This is a genomic window from Enterococcus sp. AZ140 (assembly GCF_051714405.1).
GTDB classification, from domain to species: domain Bacteria; phylum Bacillota; class Bacilli; order Lactobacillales; family Enterococcaceae; genus Enterococcus_B; species Enterococcus_B pernyi.
The window spans coordinates 1,222,316-1,243,612 of sequence record NZ_JBIORU010000001.1 but is presented as its reverse complement, the minus strand read 5'-3'; the positions used below and the strand labels follow the sequence as shown (position 1 = coordinate 1,243,612).

General features: G+C 39.5%; 13 protein-coding genes. All 13 read right to left on the bottom strand.

Annotated elements, in window-relative coordinates:
* Window positions 1-110 precede the first annotated feature (110 nt).
* The 13 genes from IGJ39_RS05875 to purD all read right to left on the bottom strand — a co-directional run bounded on the left by IGJ39_RS05875 (window position 111) and on the right by purD (window position 21,293).
* On the bottom strand, window positions 111-5,327 hold the full coding sequence (locus tag IGJ39_RS05875) for an LPXTG cell wall anchor domain-containing protein (protein WP_019723243.1): 5,217 nt from the start codon (window positions 5,325-5,327) through the stop codon (window positions 111-113).
* Window positions 5,328-5,782: 455 nt separating this feature from the next.
* The gene (gene typA, locus IGJ39_RS05870) at window positions 5,783-7,612 is read right to left on the bottom strand and encodes a translational GTPase TypA (protein WP_010735665.1); all 1,830 of its coding nucleotides are present in this window, start codon (window positions 7,610-7,612) and stop codon (window positions 5,783-5,785) included.
* A 345-nt stretch (window positions 7,613-7,957) separates the two neighbouring features.
* Window positions 7,958-8,725 carry an inositol monophosphatase family protein gene (locus IGJ39_RS05865; RefSeq protein ID WP_029594039.1) on the bottom strand — a complete coding sequence of 256 codons (768 nt, stop codon included), beginning with the start codon at window positions 8,723-8,725 and terminating at the stop codon, window positions 7,958-7,960.
* Between the two features lie 4 nt (window positions 8,726-8,729).
* Window positions 8,730-9,005 carry a UPF0223 family protein gene (locus IGJ39_RS05860; protein ID WP_019723241.1) on the bottom strand — a complete coding sequence of 92 codons (276 nt, stop codon included), beginning with the start codon at window positions 9,003-9,005 and terminating at the stop codon, window positions 8,730-8,732.
* Between the two features lie 167 nt (window positions 9,006-9,172).
* Window positions 9,173-10,579, bottom strand: coding sequence for a dihydrolipoyl dehydrogenase (gene lpdA, locus IGJ39_RS05855; protein ID WP_010735668.1), 1,407 nt, complete (start codon window positions 10,577-10,579; stop codon window positions 9,173-9,175).
* 7 nt (window positions 10,580-10,586) lie between these two features.
* A complete protein-coding gene (locus IGJ39_RS05850) occupies window positions 10,587-12,239 on the bottom strand; it encodes a dihydrolipoyllysine-residue acetyltransferase (RefSeq protein ID WP_195339590.1) in 1,653 nt (550 codons plus the stop codon).
* Between the two features lie 24 nt (window positions 12,240-12,263).
* Window positions 12,264-13,241: an alpha-ketoacid dehydrogenase subunit beta gene (locus tag IGJ39_RS05845; RefSeq protein WP_010735670.1), complete on the bottom strand. Its 978-nt coding sequence runs from the start codon at window positions 13,239-13,241 to the stop codon at window positions 12,264-12,266.
* Window positions 13,242-13,243: 2 nt separating this feature from the next.
* Window positions 13,244-14,353 (bottom strand): pyruvate dehydrogenase (acetyl-transferring) E1 component subunit alpha, encoded by a 1,110-nt coding sequence (pdhA, locus tag IGJ39_RS05840; RefSeq protein ID WP_010735671.1) that lies wholly within the window; start codon window positions 14,351-14,353, stop codon window positions 13,244-13,246.
* A gap of 518 nt (window positions 14,354-14,871) precedes the next feature.
* Window positions 14,872-16,308: a PLP-dependent aminotransferase family protein gene (locus IGJ39_RS05835; RefSeq protein ID WP_019723827.1), complete on the bottom strand. Its 1,437-nt coding sequence runs from the start codon at window positions 16,306-16,308 to the stop codon at window positions 14,872-14,874.
* A 242-nt stretch (window positions 16,309-16,550) separates the two neighbouring features.
* Window positions 16,551-17,528 (bottom strand): GMP reductase, encoded by a 978-nt coding sequence (gene guaC / locus IGJ39_RS05830; RefSeq protein ID WP_019723828.1) that lies wholly within the window; start codon window positions 17,526-17,528, stop codon window positions 16,551-16,553.
* Window positions 17,529-17,767: 239 nt separating this feature from the next.
* Window positions 17,768-18,889: a hypothetical protein gene (locus tag IGJ39_RS05825; protein ID WP_019723829.1), complete on the bottom strand. Its 1,122-nt coding sequence runs from the start codon at window positions 18,887-18,889 to the stop codon at window positions 17,768-17,770.
* A 105-nt stretch (window positions 18,890-18,994) separates the two neighbouring features.
* Window positions 18,995-19,909, bottom strand: a complete 915-nt coding sequence (locus IGJ39_RS05820; protein WP_019723830.1) for an aldo/keto reductase — start codon at window positions 19,907-19,909, stop codon at window positions 18,995-18,997.
* Window positions 19,910-20,027: 118 nt separating this feature from the next.
* Window positions 20,028-21,293 carry a phosphoribosylamine--glycine ligase gene (gene purD, locus IGJ39_RS05815; protein ID WP_195339591.1) on the bottom strand — a complete coding sequence of 422 codons (1,266 nt, stop codon included), beginning with the start codon at window positions 21,291-21,293 and terminating at the stop codon, window positions 20,028-20,030.
* Window positions 21,294-21,297: the final 4 nt, after the last annotated feature.

The following is a 21,297-nucleotide window of genomic DNA, read 5'->3' as shown; positions in this document are numbered from 1 at the left end:
TATTTCTTGTCTATGACTCCTTTATTGGTCATAAAAAAACAGTTGAAAGGATGCCAAAGTAATTATCACTTTCGCTCTTTCAACTGCTTCGTTGTCATTTTAACTATCCGTTACTGTTTATCAAACGATTTTTTAGATGCTTTTCGTTTCCATAAAACAAATCCTACTATTAGTAAGAAGCATGCACCAATATATGGCAGTACTCGATTGATGGTTTGATTGGTTTGTGGCAATTTACTCTCATCACCTTCTGCTGCGGAACCCTCGCCTAAACCAGTCTCTGCTGAAATTCCATCTGCATCTGGGTCGTTTGATGTGTCAGTACCTTCTACTCCTCCTGCATTAGCATCCTCTTCTCCTGGCGTTGTTTCTTGACCAGGTTCAACGATTTCATATGAAGATTCTGTACGAGTAGATAAACTCCCATAACTCCGATCCACTTTGACATCGAGAGAAACAAAGCGACTGCCCATAGTTTCAGTATCGATTTCAGATGTCCCATCTAAAGAAACAGTATAGACGTTTTTAGGTATTACACGTCCATTGACTTTCACTTCTTTTACTAACGATTTCAGGTCAACTCTTTCAGTGCCTTGTGCAAAAGAAGGCTGAGCAGGTTCAACTGTTAACTCACCTGTAGGCTCAAAACCATAATCTGTTACCTTATAATAAGCGTAATTACTGCCATAGGTGTAGTTTCGTTCGTTCTCTTCTGCCATCAATAAATTATTACTAGTATCTACGTGATAAACCTTCACGATATCACCTGGTGTCACCGCCAGTGATTTACCTGTATTAAAACGTGAAATTGCTTGCTCGATCGTTTGTGTACCACGAACCTCGTATTGATATTTGCTTTGCTTACGTTCGTTGAGAATTTCGATTCCATAATATACTTCGGTGTCATCGTATTCATTCACTCGATTCTTCAACACTGTTTGATCGGTTCCTTGGACAGATTGGATTTCGATTTGTTTACTGTTTTTTAGTAGTCCAAACGATCCAACCGTTTCACCTTTACGATTTTTTAAATGGATCGTACTGCCCCATTTCACTTCATATGGCACTTCGATGTCAGTCGAAGAAACTCCATCTGCGGTTGATACTTTTACCGTTACTGTTTTTTCTCCTGTCGTATGGGTATCAAACGCTCCCGTTTGTTCTACTTTGTAAAGCTCTGTGTTCAAACTCTGTCCGTTGAATGCAACATTCTCAATCAACGTTGTCACGTCTACCTCACTGGTATCCTCACCTAAGACGAGTTCCTGACTAGCAACATCTGCGTGAATCATCGTAATCGGCTCAAACTCGCCATTCTTGACTTCATAATAAGCGTAATTCAACCCAGCTGTATAGTTTTTGACGATATCATCCCACATCAGTAAGTTCTGGTTATCTGTTTCTGCATGGTAGACACGGAAAATGTCTCCTTCTTCCACAGGTAATGATTCTCCATTATTGAACCCTTCGATTGCTTGACGAACCGTTTGATTACCTGCCACCTCATAAGTATATTTGATGTTATCGGGAAATAAACTATTGGCTTTATTTTTAGGATCTGCTAGGATGTCGATTCGATAATAGGCATTCCGACCATAGGCAGAGTTGACCGGCGCATTAAGTTCTGTTTCATCTTCGCCTTTTGTGGCATAGATAGCCAACTCATCATTTTGATCAAGCAGGCTAAAGGAGCCGACGATTCCTCTTTTCCCTTCTTTTTCTTCACCTTTCAGAATAAATGTACTTCCCCATTTGACTTGATAAGGCAGTTCAAGTTGTACACTAGATAAACCGTCGTTCATTTTCACACGCATAGCGACGTTTTTATTTCCTATCGTTGTCGTATCGATTTCTGAACGTCTTTCGATCGTGTATTCCTCTGGATCGACTGTTTTGCCGTTGATCGTCACACGATCAATTAATTCAGCATCAGCTGCAGTAGTCACATCTTGCGCGAGATAAAAGGCTTTATTAGCTGTATGGACTTCCATGACTGGCATTGCTTCAAAACCATATGTCGTTACTTTGTAATACGCATAATCTGAACCATACGTGAAGTCCTCTTCTAGTTCATCGACCATCAGTACCGAGCTACCAGGAGATTTTTGCGGGTGATAAATTTTGATCACATCATCTAACTGGACAGTGACAGCTGGAGTACCATTCGTTCCAAAACTGTTGATGACGTCTTGTAGCGTGACACGACCTGGGACTTCTTGACTATACTGGACTTTTTCACCACGTAAGACTTCAATTGAATAATAGAGGTCTTGATCGTTTCCTAAGCGCTCATCTAATGGCGAGTCAAACCCATGATGAATTTTCAGTTGTCTGGTCGTATTAGTAGTTTGCAGTGAGAAAACACCTGCTGAACCACCAGTGCTAGATTTCATCACGATCGTTCTGCCCCATTTCACTTCATAAGGCACTGTGATGACTTTTGATACTACCCCATCTTTTGTGTCAAATTGGATAGCAAGTTCTTTTTGACCGACTGTGGTTGTATCGAAGTTTCCTAATTGTTTCACTGTATATAGATCCGGTGTTAACTCGGTACCGTTGATCGTCACATAATTAATCAGTTGTGTGCCATCAATCTCTGTGGCATCATCACCTAAACTAAATTCTTGTGGTTTAGTATCTGTAGAAATCGCCAGGATCGGTTCTAGCCCATGCTCGGTGACTTCGTAATAGGCATCATTTGAGCCCATCGTAAAGTCTTTGGCTAATTCATCTTGCATCAACAGACTATTACCTGTTGGTTCTGCATGATACACTTTGATGACATCGCCTTGTTTAACGTTTAATGGCTTTCCTTGATTGAACCCTTCGATTCCTTCTCTAATCGATTGATTTCCTAGTACGTTATATTGGTATTTGGTAGTAATATTTTCGATCACTTCAATACCATAGTAAATGTCTCGGCCAAAATGATTATTGACCGGTTGACTCAAGTCCGTCCCACTTACACCTTGACTAGCATGTAATGCCCATTGATCGTTTTCTTTTAGTAGACTAAATGCGCCAACTGTTGCATCATCTAAACCTTTCAGTAAAATCGTACTACCCCATTTCACTTGGTAGTCGACATCAAATTCTTTAGTGGCTAAGCCATCCTTCATAGAAACTTTCAGGCGCATACTCCTGGTTCCAATTGTACTAGTATCAAAATCAACTGAGGATTCTACTTGATATAAACTATTATCGATGATTCTACCATTGATAGTCACATGTTTTAATAGGGAAGCGGGATCGATATTTTTCGTGTTTTCACCTAAAACAAAACTTTTTTGCGAAACTTCTGCATCTAACAATGGAATTGGTTCAAACCCATATGCTGTCACTTTGTAATACGCATATGGCGTATCATAAGTGAAGTCATTTTCTTTTTCATCGATCATCACAACAGAACTATTTGTCGTGTGTTCAGGATGATAAATTTTAATGACATCATTTAGACGCACATCAATCGTACTTGATGAATTTCCAAATTGGTTTATGATTTGCTGTAAAGTCGCACGATTACTCACATCTTGACTATAGGTAACTTGTTGATTTCTTAATACTTCAAATGAATAATAAAGAGAAAATGGAGATACTTGAGGTCCAACTGGTACGTCCAATGGGGACGAAAGTCCTCTAGTGATTTTTAGAGGAATACTATTTGAACTAGAATTATCTAACGTTAAGGAAAAAGCACCTGCCGACTCCCCGTTACTTGTTTTCATCAGAATTGTACTTCCCCAACGAACATTCACTTTTGCTTCAACTGTTCCTTTTGTCATCGCATTGACATCTGGACGTCTTCCTTGAACGGTCAAACGCAAAATCTGTTCACCAACTACGTCATAGTCTGGCTCTACTGATTCTGCCCCAACTAATTCTAAGCTATCTATATCTATTGATGTTCCACGAAAGCTTACTTTTTTAATTAACTCTTTAAATCGATTATTAGAGAGTAAGGAAGTGGTATTTCCTAATTGCTGTTCCTCAATTGAATTTAATTCAATTTCTAGTCCTTCATCAGGTATGATTTCTACATTCACATTTGCAGTTGCCTCTCTACCATCCTGTGTCAGAACTTTTGCTTGCCAAGAGTACATCCCAGGGGTTGAAGTATTAGTTGAAGTTACCCATGACAATTGATAAGAACCTTGATGAATGACTTCAAAAATTTCTTCGATTTTTGGCACAGGATCATTTTGGTAAATCTGTATACTATCTTTTATAGCTTTAATCAACGGCTTGATTTCTAAATCGAAATTTACTGTAACTGGCGCTCTACCCGATTCATCACTTACTTTGATACTCACTTCTTGCTTACCTATTTTTGTTGCATCCGGTACTTTGACCCATTCATAGCTAACTGTTCCACGCGTATTATCTACTTTAATATACTCTTTTGGATCAGGAATCTTTTGTTGGTGCTCAAGAGTATGGGAACCTTCTTTTACACTAGCTTTGATATTACCAATATTTGTTTTTGAGAAACCATCAAAACTAAATTCTGTGCTAATTCTTTCTATACTATAACCACCTTCATCCGCATTTCCCCACCAATAAGAATAAGGGAATCTAGGTATATCAAAAATTTCTTCTTGAGGTGGTGCCACCTTTAAGCGAGTAAATACAACCCCAATTTCTCCTAACTTCATATCTTCCGCTGTCGCCTGCTCTGTTGGAGTAAGTTGCATCCGCCAATTACCACTCTTTGATTCCACATTGATCGTATAAACTGGTCTAGGATGGCCAACTCCATTGTTTCTTAATGGACTCAAATTTTCAACCCTAGTATGATGTCCAGACCCTGGTTTATAAAGCGGAATTGGGCTTTCTCTGTAATAAATCGGTGATACATTAGTTAAGATAATCGTATCCCCAACTGTTAAAGTATCACTTGAAATATCAAATTTACTTCTGATTCCGTTTTGAATATATTCAGACAAGATATTCCCATGATCAACAGATAGTTGATTAGGTGCGACAGGTATGCTTGTGGGTGGTTCGATAGCATATCTAGGGCTAATTAAGCCTTTGATCAATTTTTCAGTTTCCTTCACTTGCTCTTCTGTCTTTTGCTCTTCTGTCTTTTGCTCTTTTTTCTTTGAGCTTTCAGTTGTTGTTTCAGATTTCGTATTTTTATTTGCTACCGTATCACTTGTTGTTTTATTTGATGTTTTAGTCTCTATTCCTTTTTTTGTTGGTTGTGTTTGTACGTTATTACTTGTGCTTACCGTTGAAATACCTTGTACTATCGTTCCATTCATATTACCTAGTATCATTCCAGCTATCAAAAAACTATGTAGTGCTTTTTTCCTTACCGTCAACCTATGTTCCTCCTTCACGCAACTTTTTCATATTACAATTCTCATAAAAATGACAAGCTATCTTTTTATGCTCATTCACACATCCCTTTCTTCTGACATTTTTATAGGTAAGTCCCACTCTCTAACTTTAAAACGAAATCCGTCATTTGATAACGCCATTTTTTCTCAATTAATTGGTAAATATTGAAAGATATTAGTTATTTTAACCTATCTATCAGGCAACTACAGAATTTCCTATCCATCAGCTGAAAAATAAAAAAAAACACCTTTTTAAGGTTATCTCACACATTTGATGTTGAATTAAAATTTTAGAGTTTCTTTTGTTAATACCAGTCATTGATTATGATGACATGTGTACTTCCAAAATTAATTCATCATATTTGACTATCCATCCGTTCGAACTTCTAAAAAAAACCGAACCTCAGAGATTTCTCTCTAAGATTCGGTCAAAATTATTATTTTTTCTTTTTAGATGCTTTTTCACGCGCATTTTTTTCTAAGATTTGTTTTCTTAGTCGGATGTTTTCTGGTGTTACTTCACAGTATTCATCGTCATTCAAGAATTCTAGTGATTCTTCAAGTGTTAATTGTTTTGGTTTTTTGATGACTGATGTTTGATCTTTGTTAGCTGAACGAACGTTAGTCATTTGTTTTGCTTTTGTGATATTGACTGTCAAGTCATTCTCACGGCTGTTTTCACCGATGATCATACCTTCGTAGACTTCTGTACCTGGTTCAACAAATACAGTACCACGTTCTTCGATACTCATGATTGAATACGTTGTTGCTTTACCTGTATCGATGGATACTAACGCACCTTGGTGACGTCCGCCGATTTGGCCAGGAAGCATTGGCAAGTATTGATCAAATGTATGGTTCATGATTCCGTAACCACGAGTCATTGACAAGAATTCTGTTGAGTAACCGATCAATCCACGAGCAGGTGTCAAGAATGTCAAACGAATTTGACCATTTCCTGTATGAACCATATCTTGCATTTCACCTTTACGTTGGCTCAATGATTCGATGACACTACCCATGTATTCTTCTGGTGTGTCGATTTGAACACGTTCAAATGGTTCACATTTTACGCCATCGATTTCTCTTTCGATAACTTCTGGACGTGATACTTGTAACTCATAACCTTCACGACGCATGTTCTCGATCAAGATCGATAAGTGAAGTTCACCACGACCTGAAACTGTCCAAGCATCTGGTGAATTTGTTGGTTCAACACGAAGTGAAACGTCTGTTTGTAATTCTGCCATCAAACGCTCTTCGATTTTACGTGATGTCACGTATTTTCCTTCGCGTCCAGCAAATGGAGAGTTATTGACTAAGAAAGTCATTTGTAATGTTGGTTCATCGATATGCAAGATCGGTAATGCTTCTTGATGATCGACTGGTGTAACTGTTTCCCCAACGAAGATATCTTCCATTCCTGAGACAGCAATCAAGTCACCAGCTTTAGCTTCTTGGATCTCTAAACGTTGTAAGCCAAAGAAACCAAATAATTTTGTCACACGGAATTTCTTCACTGTGCCATCAAGTTTGATCAGTGATACTTGGTCACCAACTTTGATTTTCCCTCTGAAGACACGGCCGATACCGATACGTCCAACATAATCATTGTAATCAAGTAATGATACTTGGAACTGTAAAGGTTCATCGCTATTGTCAACTGGTGCAGGAATAGCTTCGACAATTGTATCAAAGATCGGTGCCATTGTTGGTTCTTGGTCCGCTGGATCATCGGATAAGCTTGATGTTCCGTTCAAAGCAGATGCGTAGATCACTGGGAAATCCAATTGATCATCGTCTGCGCCTAATTCGATAAATAATTCTAAGACTTCATCTACCACATACTCAGGACGAGCGGATGGTTTGTCGATCTTGTTTACAACAACGATCGGTGTGATATGTTGTTCTAAAGCCTTTTTCAATACGAAACGTGTTTGTGGCATGGTGCCTTCATAGGCATCTACAACTAAGACAACGCCGTCTACCATTTTCATGATACGTTCTACTTCACCACCGAAGTCCGCGTGTCCAGGTGTATCCATGATATTGACGCGAATCCCTTTATAATCAACAGCTGTATTTTTTGCTAAGATTGTGATTCCACGTTCTTGTTCAAGTGCGTTTGAGTCCATCGCACGTTCTTGTAATTGAGTGTGGGCGTCTAATGTGTCAGATTGTTTTAATAGTTCATCAACTAATGTTGTTTTTCCGTGGTCGACGTGGGCGATGATCGCTACGTTACGGATGTCATTTCTTTTATTCAATTTAAGTAACTCCTTTTTTATCGATTCTTTATCACAGGGCAATTTTACTCGACTGTTTATTATACCAAACTTTTTTCATGAAATATAGTGAAATGTTTTCATTTTTTCGAGAAAATTAATAATTCGCCCTTTTTCTAATCAAAACAGCACGAAAAATCCGAATTTATGTAAAAAAGAGTCATTACAAAACTTTTCCATTAGCATATTCTATAAATGAATGTTCCGATACTATCATCGATCAAAAAAATAAGCGAAGGATTACATTGCTCAAAAAAGCAATTTTATCGTCCCCCACTTATTTTATAAGAACTTTTTGATGGATGTATCTCAAAGCTAGAAAAATAATCAATCCAATTGAAACATGTCGAGTATGGTCGCATAGGCGGTTGGAGTTGCGGCTAAGTAATATTCTCTGCCACTGAAACTCAATGGTGCACCGGAAAACCCACTATATCGCATACCGAACTCTTCCAACAAGACATTACCAGCTGCGTAATCCCAGGGACTTAGATTGGAGATATAGCCGATGTGGTTGCCTTTTAACATCGCAATCAATTCTAAGCCTGCACAGCCACACATCCGAACGCCGATACTTTGTTCACCAATCGCATGGATATTGAATCGATCATGACCGAAGAGATAGCTATTGATCGCTACTAATCCTTTGTCTAATGGAAGGTCTTGCGGTTGGGGTAATTTCACGTCATTTTTGTAAACACCGATCGTTTTACCGCCCCAGTATAATTCATCTCGCATGACATCATAGATGAATCCTAGCTGTCCTACTCCATCTTCGTAATAAGCAAGCATGATACAAAAATTTTCTCCTTGTACCACGAAGTTCAACGTACCATCAATGGGGTCAATGATAAAGACTTGACCACTTAAATCAGATAAGTTGTTGTATCCTTCTTCTTCTGCCAAAATTTTTGCTTGAGGATAGGCAGAATGGATTTTATTGATCAGAAATGCTTGGATTTCTCGATCCATGTTTGTCACTAGATCTTTACGATTCGTTTTTTCTGCGACTGTTAGTTGCTCATTTTGTGCATGGAGGATCTTTTCTTTTGCTGCTACCAACCAGGCAATTATTTCCTCAATCATTTTCTCCATCGTCTCACCCATTCATTTTTAGCATTTTGTTGGTGTTCTTCTTTGCCTCTTGAATAGTACGGTATAGCGAATAGCCAGAAGCTTTTTCAAACTCACGTCCTAACCGTTTTTCTTCTCCGATCGATTTGATCACTGTTTTGAATTGTTGATAGGTTGTTAGAAATTCTTGATTATTGATTCCTTGTTCATTCGCTTTTTCGAGGGCTTCCCACATGTTCATCACGATGACCATTTCTTCAGTGGTCCAGTCCAAGTCTAATGGATATTGATACTCATTCATAGATATTATCTCCTATTCTATTCATCCCTTTCAGTTTATCATAGAAAGAAGACTTCTTCCAAGTGGTTTTGCTCTATTTTAGTTTACATAATAATTTTATAATCGTTATTTAGAGTAAAAAAAACACAACTCTCTCTTCTCAGAGAAAGTTGCATTTAGTTGAATGATTAAATATGGATCGGTAAGCCTAAAGCTAATTCAGCTGCGTCCATTGTGATCTCACCTAAAGATGGATGTGGATGGATCGTCAACGCGATATCTTCAGCGTTCATACCTGATTCGATTGCCAAAGCAAGTTCAGAAACCATATCACTTGCTCCAACTCCACCGATTTGCGCACCGATGATGACATTGTCTTCATTCGTTGTCACTAAGCGGATAAAGCCTTCTGTTTTACCTAATGATAAAGCACGACCGTTCCCAGAGAATGGGAATTTGTAAGCTGTTGCTTCTAGTCCGGCTTCTTTTGCTTCTTTGATCGTCATCCCTACTGATGCTAATTCAGGATCAGTAAAGGCAACTGCTGGCATTGCTTTGTAGTCAACTGCTACTTTTTTGCCAGAGATTGCTTCTGCGGCGATTTTTGCTTCATAACTTGCTTTATGTGCTAAAGCAGCGCCTGGAACGATGTCGCCGATTGCAAAGATGTTAGGTACGTTTGTACGTCCTTGATTGTCAACTGGGATCAAGCCACGTTCACCGATTTCAACACCAGCTTGTTCTAAGCCCATGTCTTCTGTATTCGGACGACGTCCAACAGTGACCATCACGTAGTCAGCTGTTACTGATTCTTCTTTTCCGTCTACTGCATATTTGACAGTTACGCTATCACCATTGTCGATTGATTCTTTAGCCATTGCATTTGTAATGACTGTTACGCCTTTTTTCTTGAAGTCATCTTCCACTAATTTCACCAAGTCTTTTTCATACGTAGGTAAAATTTGTGGTGAACCTTCAAGGATCGTTACTTCAGAACCTAAGTTGGCATAAGCCGCACCAAGTTCAGCACCGATTACCCCGCCGCCGATGATGACGAATTTCTTAGGAACTTCTGTTAGGCTTAATCCACCTGTAGAATCTAAGACACGACCACCAAATTTGAATCCAGGGATTTCGATTGGACGAGAACCTGTCGCAACGATAGCATGGTTGAATGAATAAGTTTGAGCAGAATCCGGATGGATCACACGTAATGTATGATCATCTACGAAGAATGCTTCACCTTCGATCGTTTCAACTTTGTGTTTTTTCAACAAGTAGCCGACACCTGAAGTCAATGTTTTCACTACTTTGTTGTCTTTCCACTCTTGTGTTTTTGTAAAATCTAGTGAGACATTTTCACTTGTTACACCGAACATCGATGAATCAAGTGATTCTTGATAATGATGACCAGCTGCGATCAACGCTTTAGAAGGAATACAACCAACGTTCAAACAAACGCCGCCGATATATTCTCTTTCAATGATCGCTACTTTTTGGCCCATTTCAGCAGCGCGGATGGCAGCGACATAACCGCCAGGTCCCGCACCGATTACAACTGTATCTAATTCAACAGCAAAATCTCCAACTACCATTTGTTTCTCATCCTTCCATCATTAATAGCTCTGGATCAGCTAATAAACGTTTGATGTTATTCATTGCTTGTTGTGCTGTCGCACCATCGACGATTCGGTGATCGAAACTCAATGATAATTTCATCACTCGGCCAACAACGATTTCACCTTCAGCATTGACGATTGGTTGTTGTGCAATTGTTCCTACACCAAGGATTGCTACTTCAGGGTAGTTGATTACTGGTGTGAACCAGCCGCCACCAACTGAACCAATGTTACTGATCGTGATCGTTCCGTTACGCATATCGTCTGCCGCTAGTTTGCCATCATGAGCAAGTTTTGCTTTCTCGTTGATTTCGTCTGCGATCGCAAACATTCCTTTACGGTCAGCATCTTTCACGTTTGGCACATACAAACCGTGGTCTGTATCTGTTGCGATACCGATATTGTAATAGTTTTTATAAACGATTTCTTGTTTTGCATCGTCGATTGACGCATTCAAGATTGGGAATTTTTTGACTGTTGCAGTCAACGCTTTGACAACGTAAGGCAAGAACGTTAATTTCGTGCCGTTAGCAGCTGCCACTTCTTTGAATTTCTTACGGTTATCCCAAAGATTTGTTACTTCAACTTCATCATGTAAAGTGACATGAGGTGCTGTTTGTTTGCTGTTGACCATTGCTTTGGCAATTGCTTTACGTGTTGGTGTCAATGCCACACGTTCTTCTAGATCGCCTAAGTTTGATTTGAATGCTTTTGCTGGAGCAGCTTTTGTTTCAGCTGGTTTTGCAGCAGATGCTTCTGTTGGTGCAGCTGATTCAGCAGGTTTGCTTGCAGCTGCTGGAGCGCCTCCGCCAGATAAGAAGTTTTCGATATCTTCTTTTGTCACACGTCCGCCTTTTCCAGTTGCAGAAACTTGGCTGATATCCACGTCTTTTTCGCGAGCGAATTGACGAACAGATGGCATTGCTAATACGCGTTTATCTGGGTTTGCCGCTTCAGGGATACTTGAAGAACCTGAAGTTTCCACTTTTGCATCAGAAGTTGCTGCCGCTAGTTTGCTTGCAGGTGCACTATTGTGTCCTGGCGCATCGATCTCAACCAATACGTCACCAACATTTGCGACTGTACCTTCAGAAACAACGATTGTTTTCACAGTTCCTGTTACTGGAGATGGAATTTCTTCCACTGATTTGTCATTTTGCACTTCTAATAATGTATCGTCTTCATTGATCGTGTCACCGGCTTTAACAAACCATTTAACGATTTCACCTTCTGCGATACCTTCACCGATATCAGGTAATTTGAATTGGAATACGCCGCCGTCAGAAGCTTCTGCTGATGCAGATGAACTTTCTGTTGTTGGTTCAGCAGCAGGTGCTTCAGGTGTTTGCTCAGCAGCTGCCACGCCTTCGCTTCCGCTGTCTTCGTTTCCTTCATGTCCTGGTGCATCGATCTCAACTAATACGTCACCAACATTTGCAACTGTACCTTCTGGAACAACGATGCTTTTCACTGTTCCTGTTACTGGAGATGGAATTTCTTCCACTGATTTATCATTTTGTACTTCTAATAATGTATCGTCTTCATTGATCGTATCGCCTGGTTGAACGAACCATTTAACGATTTCACCTTCTGCGATACCTTCACCGATATCAGGTAATTTAAATTGGTAAGCCATGGGTTTTTAACGTCCTTTCTTTCCTTAAAATTCTGCGATTTCTTTTACTTTTGCTTCGATGTCAGAAGCATTTGGCAACCAGATGTTTTCTGCTTGACCGAATGGGAAAACAGTATCTGGTGCAGAAACGCGTCCGATTGGTGCTTCTAATGAAAGAATTGCACGTTCAGAGATTTCAGAGATTACTTGAGTGCTTACGCCTGCTTGACGTTGTGCTTCTTGAACAACAACGACACGTCCTGTTTTTTCAACAGATTTGATGATTGTTTCAACATCTAATGGAGCAACTGTTCGTAGGTCAACGATCTCAACAGAGATACCTTCTTTTTCAAGATTGTCTGCTGCCTTGATGGCTTCACGTACCATTGCACCGTAAGTGATGATTGATACATCTGTTCCTTCACGAGTCACTGCGGCTTTATCTAAAGGCACTTCGTACGCTTCATCTGGCACTTCCTCACGGAATGAACGATAAAGTTTCATATGCTCCAAGAAAACAACAGGGTCATTACTTCTAATAGAAGCAATCAATAATCCTTTTGCATCATATGGGTTTGACGGAATCACTACACGGATACCAGGAGATTGAGCAATCAATCCTTCTAAGTTATCTGAGTGTAATTCAGGTGTATGAACACCACCACCAAATGGTGAACGGATCGTTACTGGAATATTTCTTGTTCCACCCATACGGTATCTCGTACGAGCCATTTGTGCTACAACTTCATCCATTGCTTCAAAAATAAAGCCAAAGAATTGGATTTCAGGGACAGGACGGAATCCTTCAAGTGCTAAACCGAAACCTAATCCGGCAATACCTGATTCTGCTAAAGGAGTGTCAAATACGCGGTCTTCACCGAACTTTTCTTGCAATCCTTCAGTTGCACGGAATACGCCTCCGTTTTTGCCGACATCTTCACCAAAAACGAGTACGTTTTCGTCGTTTTCAAGTTCAAGTGCTAAGGCATCTGTGATTGCTTGAATCATTGTTTTTTGTGCCATGGTTATTTCGACTCCTTCGCTTCATAGATTGCAATTTGTTCTTTGATTGTTTGTGGTGTTTCTTCAAACATATTTTTCAAGAAATCTGAAACTTTTTGTTTTGGAACTTTATCTGCTTCAGCAATTGCTGCTTTGATTTCTTCTTTTGTTTGTTCGATGACTGCTTCTTCTTTTTCTTCGCTCCATAAACCTTTTTCAGTTAGGTATTTACGGAAACGGATCAATGGATCTTTTAATTGCCATTCATCGTCAACATCTTTTTCACGGTAACGTGTTGGGTCATCACCAGATAATGTATGTGGACCGTAACGGTAAGTCAATGTTTCGATCAATACAGGTCCGTTACCAGAGACTGCCCAGTCACGTGCCATTTTTGAAACAGTATAAACGGCTAATGGGTCCATACCATCTACTTGGATACCAGGGATACCAGCTGCTACTGCTTTTTGCGCTAATGTTTTTGCTGCTGTTTGTTTTTCACGAGGTGTTGAAATCGCAAATCCATTGTTTTGGATGTAGAATACAGCATTCGCATGGTAAGCTCCAGCAAAGTTGATTGCTTCATAGAAGTCACCTTGAGAAGAACCGCCATCACCTGTATAAGTGAAAACAACATTTTTCTTGTTACGTTTTTTAAGTCCTAATGCAACACCTGCTGCTTGGACGTATTGTGCACCAATGATGATTTGTGGTGGTAGAGCTTTCAATTCTTCTGGGTAGAAGTTTCCAGCTGCATGCCCACGAGACCATAGAAATGCTTGAGATAAAGGTAAGCCGTGTTTGATCAATTGTGGAACATCACGGTAACCTGGTAATAGTACATCTTCTTTGTCAAAAGCGAATGCACTAGCTAATTGACTTGCTTCTTGTCCAGCAGTAGGAGCAAAAAATCCTAAACGTCCTTGACGGTTCAATGCTGTTGAGCGTTGATCCAATACACGAGACCAAACCATGCTAGTCATCAATTCTACTAACTCTTCATCTGTTAAATCTGGAACAAGATCAGGGTTTACTACTTTCCCATCTTGATCAAGTGCTTGGTATACCGGAAAATCTGAATTGACTTCTTCAAGCAACGCTTGGAAGTCGATAGGTGTTTTCTTGTTTGCCATTTATCACACATTCCTCTCTCATCTATAAGAAACTCTCTTCATTCCGCGGTTGAAACAGCGACGATATCTGTATCACTATTTCTCCGGCTTCACTAATAAATTATCACGTATTCCTCCGAAATACAAGCTTTAAGCACAAATTTTCACCATTAAAAAAAATTATAACAATCCCTATCTCTGTTAAAATAGTGAAGGTAATCACAAGGTAGTAAGCGGTTTACATTTTTTCTAAAAAAACATAGAGATGTTTCTCCCCTTTTATAACAATCGTTTCTTTTCTGTATCCAAGTTGTTACAACCTTTTACCAATCACTGTATTAATTTTTTTCTCGATAGTGAGTGATTACACAAATCACTTACTTTAATTTTATCCTTAACATAGGCTTTTTTACAAACAATAAGCCTGTCCAACTACATATTTCTTTTGATTGACAGGCAATACGTCAACTTTTCCAGAAATTTCTTCACAAAATAAAAAAGAAAAGAAAAAATAACAAAAGTTACTCTTTCTTTTCTTATTATTGTTTCTCTTTCGCTTCCAACCATGTACGTAATTTGTCCATTCGTGAAACGAACAGTGGTAGGTCATCAGGACTCATACGGCTATAGTTGATTCTTAAACCAATGTCTTCGCCAAAAAGATAACCTGGAGCCACACCTAACCCCTCACGCAATAATCTTTCTGCTAATACTTTCGTGAACTTTTCACCCTCCCAAGTCAACCAGCCATAGTATCCGCCTGCAAGAGGGGCTAAATGAAAGAAGTCTTGCGAATCGACCCAACTACGTAAAAGCTGACTGTTCTTTTCTAGTCGTTGACACAGACTTGCCATGTTTTGGTCAAAAGAAGAATCAAAAACAGCAGTTGCAGCCATTTGTGTAAAGATACTCAAAGAGACATCCATCATTTTTTGTGCCTCAGACAATCGTTGGATCAGAATAGTTGGGCCCACGATCCAACCAATTTTAGTCGTTTCCCCCAACAAACGCGATAACGAGCCGACATACAAGACATTTTCCGGATCAATCGCATGGATCGGAGCGATCGAAGCTTGTTTCTCCGGAGAAAAGGCTAAATCTGCAAACACATCATCTTCTATGATCGGCAATTGGTATTTGCGGCACAGCGCGACTAAACGTTGGCGACGTTCAGCAGCCATCACTGTACCTGTCGGATTTTGAAAATTTGGATTGACTAAGACCGCTTTGATCTTATGCTTATGAATAGCTTCTTCCAATTTCTCTAAATCAATCCCTTGATCATCCATTGGAATACCGAACAAGCGGGTACCAAGTGCTTTAAACAATGGCAAGCGGTAGAAAAAAGTGGGGGATTCCACCGCGATGGCATCTCCTACCGACAAAATGGTTTGTAAAATCAGAAAGATCGCTTGTTGTCCCCCACCAGTGATTAGCAATTGACTTTTTTTAAACGAAAATCCGTTATTTCTGATCAAGCGTTCTCTGATCTGCGCCATCAGCGGTTGATACCCAAACACGGAAACGGCTTGTTCTTCTTTTAAGATACCTTCTAATGTATAATTGGGCATCTTCATATTAGGTAATACATCAAGCGGCATTTCACTTGAATATAAATCTAAAAAATCGGATTTTCGACTTGCTTCTTTGACTTTTTCTCCGTAACTATCAACGATTTTATCGTATCTTGCAGAGATCAATTGACGCCAATCGATCCGTGGCTCTGAAAAATCACCCCAAGTCATCGAAGAAATAAACCGACCACTCCCTTGACGACTTTCCAATATCCCTAGTCCACGCAATTCATCTAACGCATGAACAACAGTCGTACGATTCACACCAAAAAAATCAGCAAACATTCTTTCAGAAGGTAATTTATCTCCTGGTTGCAATTGCCCATTTTCGATTTTCTTCAAAATTTGATCCATGATCTGTTGGTAAGCAGAACCTTTATGTTTAGTTATTCTCGTCCACATGTGCATTCTCCAAATATTTACTTTCTACTATTGTAGCTTAGTTTCAAAAAGAAAGAAAATGTAAAAAAAGGGAGTGGGACATTCGTTCACCTCACCCACCTATAACCGAATAAACGGCGGGAACAAAAGTAACCTCTTCGAAAAATAAGGCGCCATCCACAAAAATTTGAAAAACAATTTTAGTGGATGGCGCCTTATTTCTCAAGGCTGAACACTTCCGTCCCGACCTCTCTTACTTCGAATTAAATCGTATCTCCATTGAAAATCGAGTTTTTAACGATGACATAATCGACTTTACGAATCGATTCTAAATCACGACCACCGGCATAAGAAATCGAAGATTGTAAATCTTGTTGCATTTCAACTAACGTATCTTTTAAAGATCCTTTGTGTTGAATCCAAATTTTCTTACCTTCAACATTTTTCTTTTCGCCTTTTTGGAATTCAGAAGCTGATCCAAAATATTCTTTGTAAACGACACCGTTCTCAACTTTTGTTTCTCCTGGTGATTCTTCGTGTCCTGCAAACAATGAACCGATCATCACCATCGTCGCACCAAAACGTACTGATTTCGCGACATCTCCAGGTGTACGGATGCCACCGTCCGCAATGATAGGTTTGCGGGCAGCTTTCGCGCACCATCTTAGTGCCGCTAATTGCCAACCACCAGTACCAAAACCAGTTTTGATTTTTGTGATACATACTTTTCCTGGGCCAATGCCGACTTTCGTTGCATCTGCTCCAGCGTTTTCTAATTCTCGAACGGCTTCTGGCGTGCCGACGTTCCCTGCAATGACAAACGTATCTGGTAAGTGCTTCTTAATGTGTTGGATCATCGCGATCACAGCATTTGAATGTCCATGGGCAATATCAATTGTAATATAATCTGGTACAAGCGATTTTTCTGCTAATTCTTCTACAAAAGCATACTCGTCTTTTTTCACGCCTACACTAATAGAAGAAATTAAATTTCTTGCTTTCATTTTTTCGATAAATGGGATTCGTGCTTCTTCTTCAAAACGATGCATGATATAGAAATAACCATTTTCAGCTAAAAATTCCGCAATCGTTTCATCAATGATCGTTTGCATATTTGCTGGTACAACCGGCATTTTAAAGGTATGTGAACCTAAAGTCACAGTTGTATCACATTCTGAACGGCTGTTTACGATACATTTATTAGGAATCAGTTGAATATCTTCGTAATCAAATACTTTCATCATATCGTCCTCTCGATTTCATATTCGTAAAAAACACGAACATTATCTACTTTTTACGTGCTTATTTTTAACACCTCAAGTAATTTAACGCAATTTAATTAAAAAATCAAGCTTTTTATTATAAAAAAGTTGTATTTTACCTTTAATTAAGTTTTCGTGTAAAAAAAAGCGAACATTTTTAAACGTTCGCTTTTTTTGATTGCTACCTTACTTTTTTGTTTGTAAAATCACAATGATTCTTAACGACTTTTTTCATGGTTACTTGTTGTTGGGCGATTTTGTTGAAAATCTCCCGCCATTTTTTTCGCACGATTCGTCCGATCGGCGAAAGAACCTTGCGCTTTCAACTGAGCTACTTGTTGGAGTTTTCTATCCGTCTGTACATGCTTATCTACATCAACTGTTCTTAGTACTCCCGCACCTAAACTACGTACATAATCGATCGCTGACAGCACTTTAGGAGTATAGTGTGATTTGCTTATTGCTTTTAGATCAGTTAATGCCTGACCACGCTGATAATTCAAACTTTTCAGCGTATGGCTCCCATTGACATACTGATTTTTCCCGTTGATTTGCGCTCTGGTTTCAAAAAGTTCTCCCTCTTTTTTATTTAAATGGATCAAACTTTCTGCGTAATTCAACATACTTGAATGTAGTGATTCGATCGAATTGATGACGGGGGCTGCAATATGTTCAATAGAATGATGCGACTCCAAACCTCTCTTGAAATCCATGCGAAAATCAGGATTTTCTAAATCTTCACGATGCTGTAATACTTGTTTCGTTAAGGTTTTTAAATCATTTTTCCATTCATTTGATTCTTTATGTAGTACTTTAAACTCAGCTGATAAACGATCTTTACGTGTTTGTAATGTTTTTTTACTTAGGTTTAGATCAACCGATTGTGGAATTTTTGCTTCACCACGGGCGAAAGTTACATCCTGACCAAGGAAGGAAGTGATATTTGAAATCAATTGTTGAAACACCTTGGGATAAAACTGTTCGTTACGTTTTTCAAGCATGAATCTTGCCGAATTTTCCTGATAACCCATTCTTTCGAAAGCCTTGCTTGGTTGATGAAAGCCCGCATGTAATTTTAATCGGATAGATTGGATATGTTTTTCCATTTTTTCCATCCGCATGGCGTTGGCTACCCACATTTCGATCTTATTTTCATAAGAATTGATTTGGTCGATAAGTTTTTTTGCTTGTGTTTCATTTTCAGGAAATTTATTCAATAAGTTATTTTGTTCTTTGGTGATCTCATTATATAGTTTTTGTTGTGTTTTATGTAATGTACTAAAATCGGCGTATAAGTATTTTCTCTCATCTTGTAATAGTTTCCTTAACTGTTTATCCATTGATTCTCCTCTTTTCTTCGATACTGTTCATCGTTTTTCTATTTTTGTAAAAACCGACTCTCTTTCTCATAAAAAACAGAGAGTCGGCTAACGATATCTTTTATTTTATGGCAAAATATTGCCAGCAGCACGATATAATGCATACCAATCTTCTCGGGTCATATCGATCATCGATGCTTTCGCGATTTCTTCAATCCTTGTCAGATTCATCGTTCCAGCGATCACCTGCATATTTGCAGGATGACGTAAGATCCACGCCGACGCTAACCCTGTTGGTGTCGTCTGATATTTTTCTGCCAGTTCGTTTAACGACTGATTTAATTCTGGGAATTTTTCATTTCCAATGAATACACCTTCAAAGAAGCCATATTGATAAGGCGACCACGCTTGGATCGTCATCTCATGTAAACGAGAATAATCTAGGATACTGCCATCATGGTCAATACTTGCTTGATCCGTCATGTTCACATGGATTCCCTGATCGATCATTTCGGAATGTTTAAGACCAAATTGTAATTGGTTCGCCAGTAATGGCTGGTTCACATATTTTTTCAATAACTCGATCTGCATTGGCTTTTGATTGCTCACACCAAAGAAACGAACCTTGCCAGATCGCTCCAACTCATCAAACGCTTCCGCCACTTCTTCGGGTTCAACGAGCGTGTCTGGACGATGAAGTAACAAGGCATCAACGTATTCCATATCTAATCGACGCAAGCTATCTTCAACCGATTGAATGATGTGTTTTTTTGAGAAATCAAACATCTTTCCTGGTACGATCCCGCATTTCGTTTGGATAAATAATTCATCACGTTTTAGCGAAGTTTTTGCTAACGCTTGAGCAAAAATTGTTTCACAGTCCCCACCACCGTAAATATCCGCATGGTCAAAAAAGTTGATGCCATTTTCAAAAGCTGTTTCAATCACTTTTTCAGGTTGCTCAGAACCATTCATACGCATACAACCTAAAATGACGGAGGATACGAGCTGTTCAGAAGTCCCTAAACGAATCTTTTTCATCAAATCTCATCCTTTCTTACCAACTCGATTTTACCATAACCACCATGAAAAGGCTTCAAAAAAAATAAAACTATTTTTCCGTTTCAGCAAAAAATAGTTTTATTTCTTTGTGTGACTTTTACTTTTGTACCAAGGCTTTTGAGCCGATATCCGTCCGATAGAATGTACGCTCAGTATTCTTGACTTTTAAAACAGAGTATATTTTTTCTTGCGCTTCTTCGATTGTCTGACCACTCGCTTCCACCAAATAGATCCGTCCCCCTGCACCTACCAGTTCTTTCGCTTGTTCCTCTACTCCCGCATAATAGACGGCCACATCTGGATCAGCTGAAAAATCCGGAAGCAAGGCACCTTTTTGGTATTTTTCTGGATAGCCTTCTGCCGCAACGACTACACCTAAGCAAACTCCTTCTGTCTCCCATGTTAACTCGACTGCCTTTCCTGATAATAGGCGGTCAATGACTTCCGCTAGATCACTTTTAAGTCGTGGCAACACAACTTGCGTTTCGGGATCACCAAACCGGGCGTTGAATTCGATTACTTTTGGCCCTTCTGCTGTGGCAATCAGTCCTGCATATAAAATACCAGTAAATGAACGACCTATCTCTTTCATTCCTCGCACTGCTGGTTTCAATACTTCTTCGACAGCCTGATCAACCATGGTTTGAGGGATTTGTGGCACAGGTGTGTAAGCACCCATTCCGCCAGTATTGGGACCTTTATCCTCATTATACGCTCGCTTATGGTCTTGCGAGATCACCATGGGATAAACTTCTGTATCTCGGACAAAAGCAAGTAAAGAGAACTCTTCACCCGACAAGAACTCTTCCACAACGATTTGCTGCCCACTAGCACCAAAACGATCATTTTCTAGCATCTCTGAAGCGGCTTCGACAGCGGCTTCGAGGGTTTCCGCCACAACGACCCCTTTACCAGCAGCTAATCCGTCTGCTTTGATAACGATCGGTGCGCCTTTTGCTTCAATGTATTCTCTCGCTTCGGCAAAACGGGTAAACGTTTGTGACTCTGCAGTAGGAATACCTTGACGTGCCATCAACTCTTTGGCAAAGCTCTTTGAACCTTCAATTAAAGCTGCAGCTTTTGTTGGACCAAAAATCGCTAATCCTTCCGCTTGAAAATCATCAACGATCCCATTGAGTAGAGGGATTTCTGGACCAACAAATGTCCAGGCGATCCCTTCAGCTCGAGCAAATTCGATCAATCCTTCATGATCCGTTTCAACAAGATCCACTAAGTGAACCCCATCTTTTTTCATTCCTGCATTTCCAGGTGCGCAATATACAGCTTCAACTAATGGACTAGCTAAAAGTTTTTTGCTGATCGCATGTTCTCGCCCGCCCGAGCCAATCACTAAACACTTCATTTTA

Excerpts from the sequence above, each read along its gene's own strand:
- IGJ39_RS05860 (WP_019723241.1), bottom strand. The coding sequence starts at position 9,005 with ATGAATGAGTATCAATATCCATTAGACTTGGACTGGACCACTGAAGAA.
- guaC (WP_019723828.1), bottom strand. The coding sequence starts at position 17,528 with ATGAAAGTATTTGATTACGAAGATATTCAACTGATTCCTAATAAATGT.
- IGJ39_RS05845 (WP_010735670.1), bottom strand. The coding sequence starts at position 13,241 with ATGGCACAAAAAACAATGATTCAAGCAATCACAGATGCCTTAGCACTT.
- IGJ39_RS05820 (WP_019723830.1), bottom strand. The coding sequence starts at position 19,909 with ATGAAAAAGATTCGTTTAGGGACTTCTGAACAGCTCGTATCCTCCGTC.
- purD (WP_195339591.1), bottom strand. The coding sequence starts at position 21,293 with ATGAAGTGTTTAGTGATTGGCTCGGGCGGGCGAGAACATGCGATCAGC.
- IGJ39_RS05865 (WP_029594039.1), bottom strand. The coding sequence starts at position 8,725 with ATGGAGAAAATGATTGAGGAAATAATTGCCTGGTTGGTAGCAGCAAAA.
- IGJ39_RS05850 (WP_195339590.1), bottom strand. The coding sequence starts at position 12,239 with ATGGCTTACCAATTTAAATTACCTGATATCGGTGAAGGTATCGCAGAA.
- IGJ39_RS05825 (WP_019723829.1), bottom strand. The coding sequence starts at position 18,889 with ATGGATAAACAGTTAAGGAAACTATTACAAGATGAGAGAAAATACTTA.
- pdhA (WP_010735671.1), bottom strand. The coding sequence starts at position 14,353 with ATGGCAAACAAGAAAACACCTATCGACTTCCAAGCGTTGCTTGAAGAA.
- IGJ39_RS05835 (WP_019723827.1), bottom strand. The coding sequence starts at position 16,308 with ATGTGGACGAGAATAACTAAACATAAAGGTTCTGCTTACCAACAGATC.
- lpdA (WP_010735668.1), bottom strand. The coding sequence starts at position 10,579 with ATGGTAGTTGGAGATTTTGCTGTTGAATTAGATACAGTTGTAATCGGT.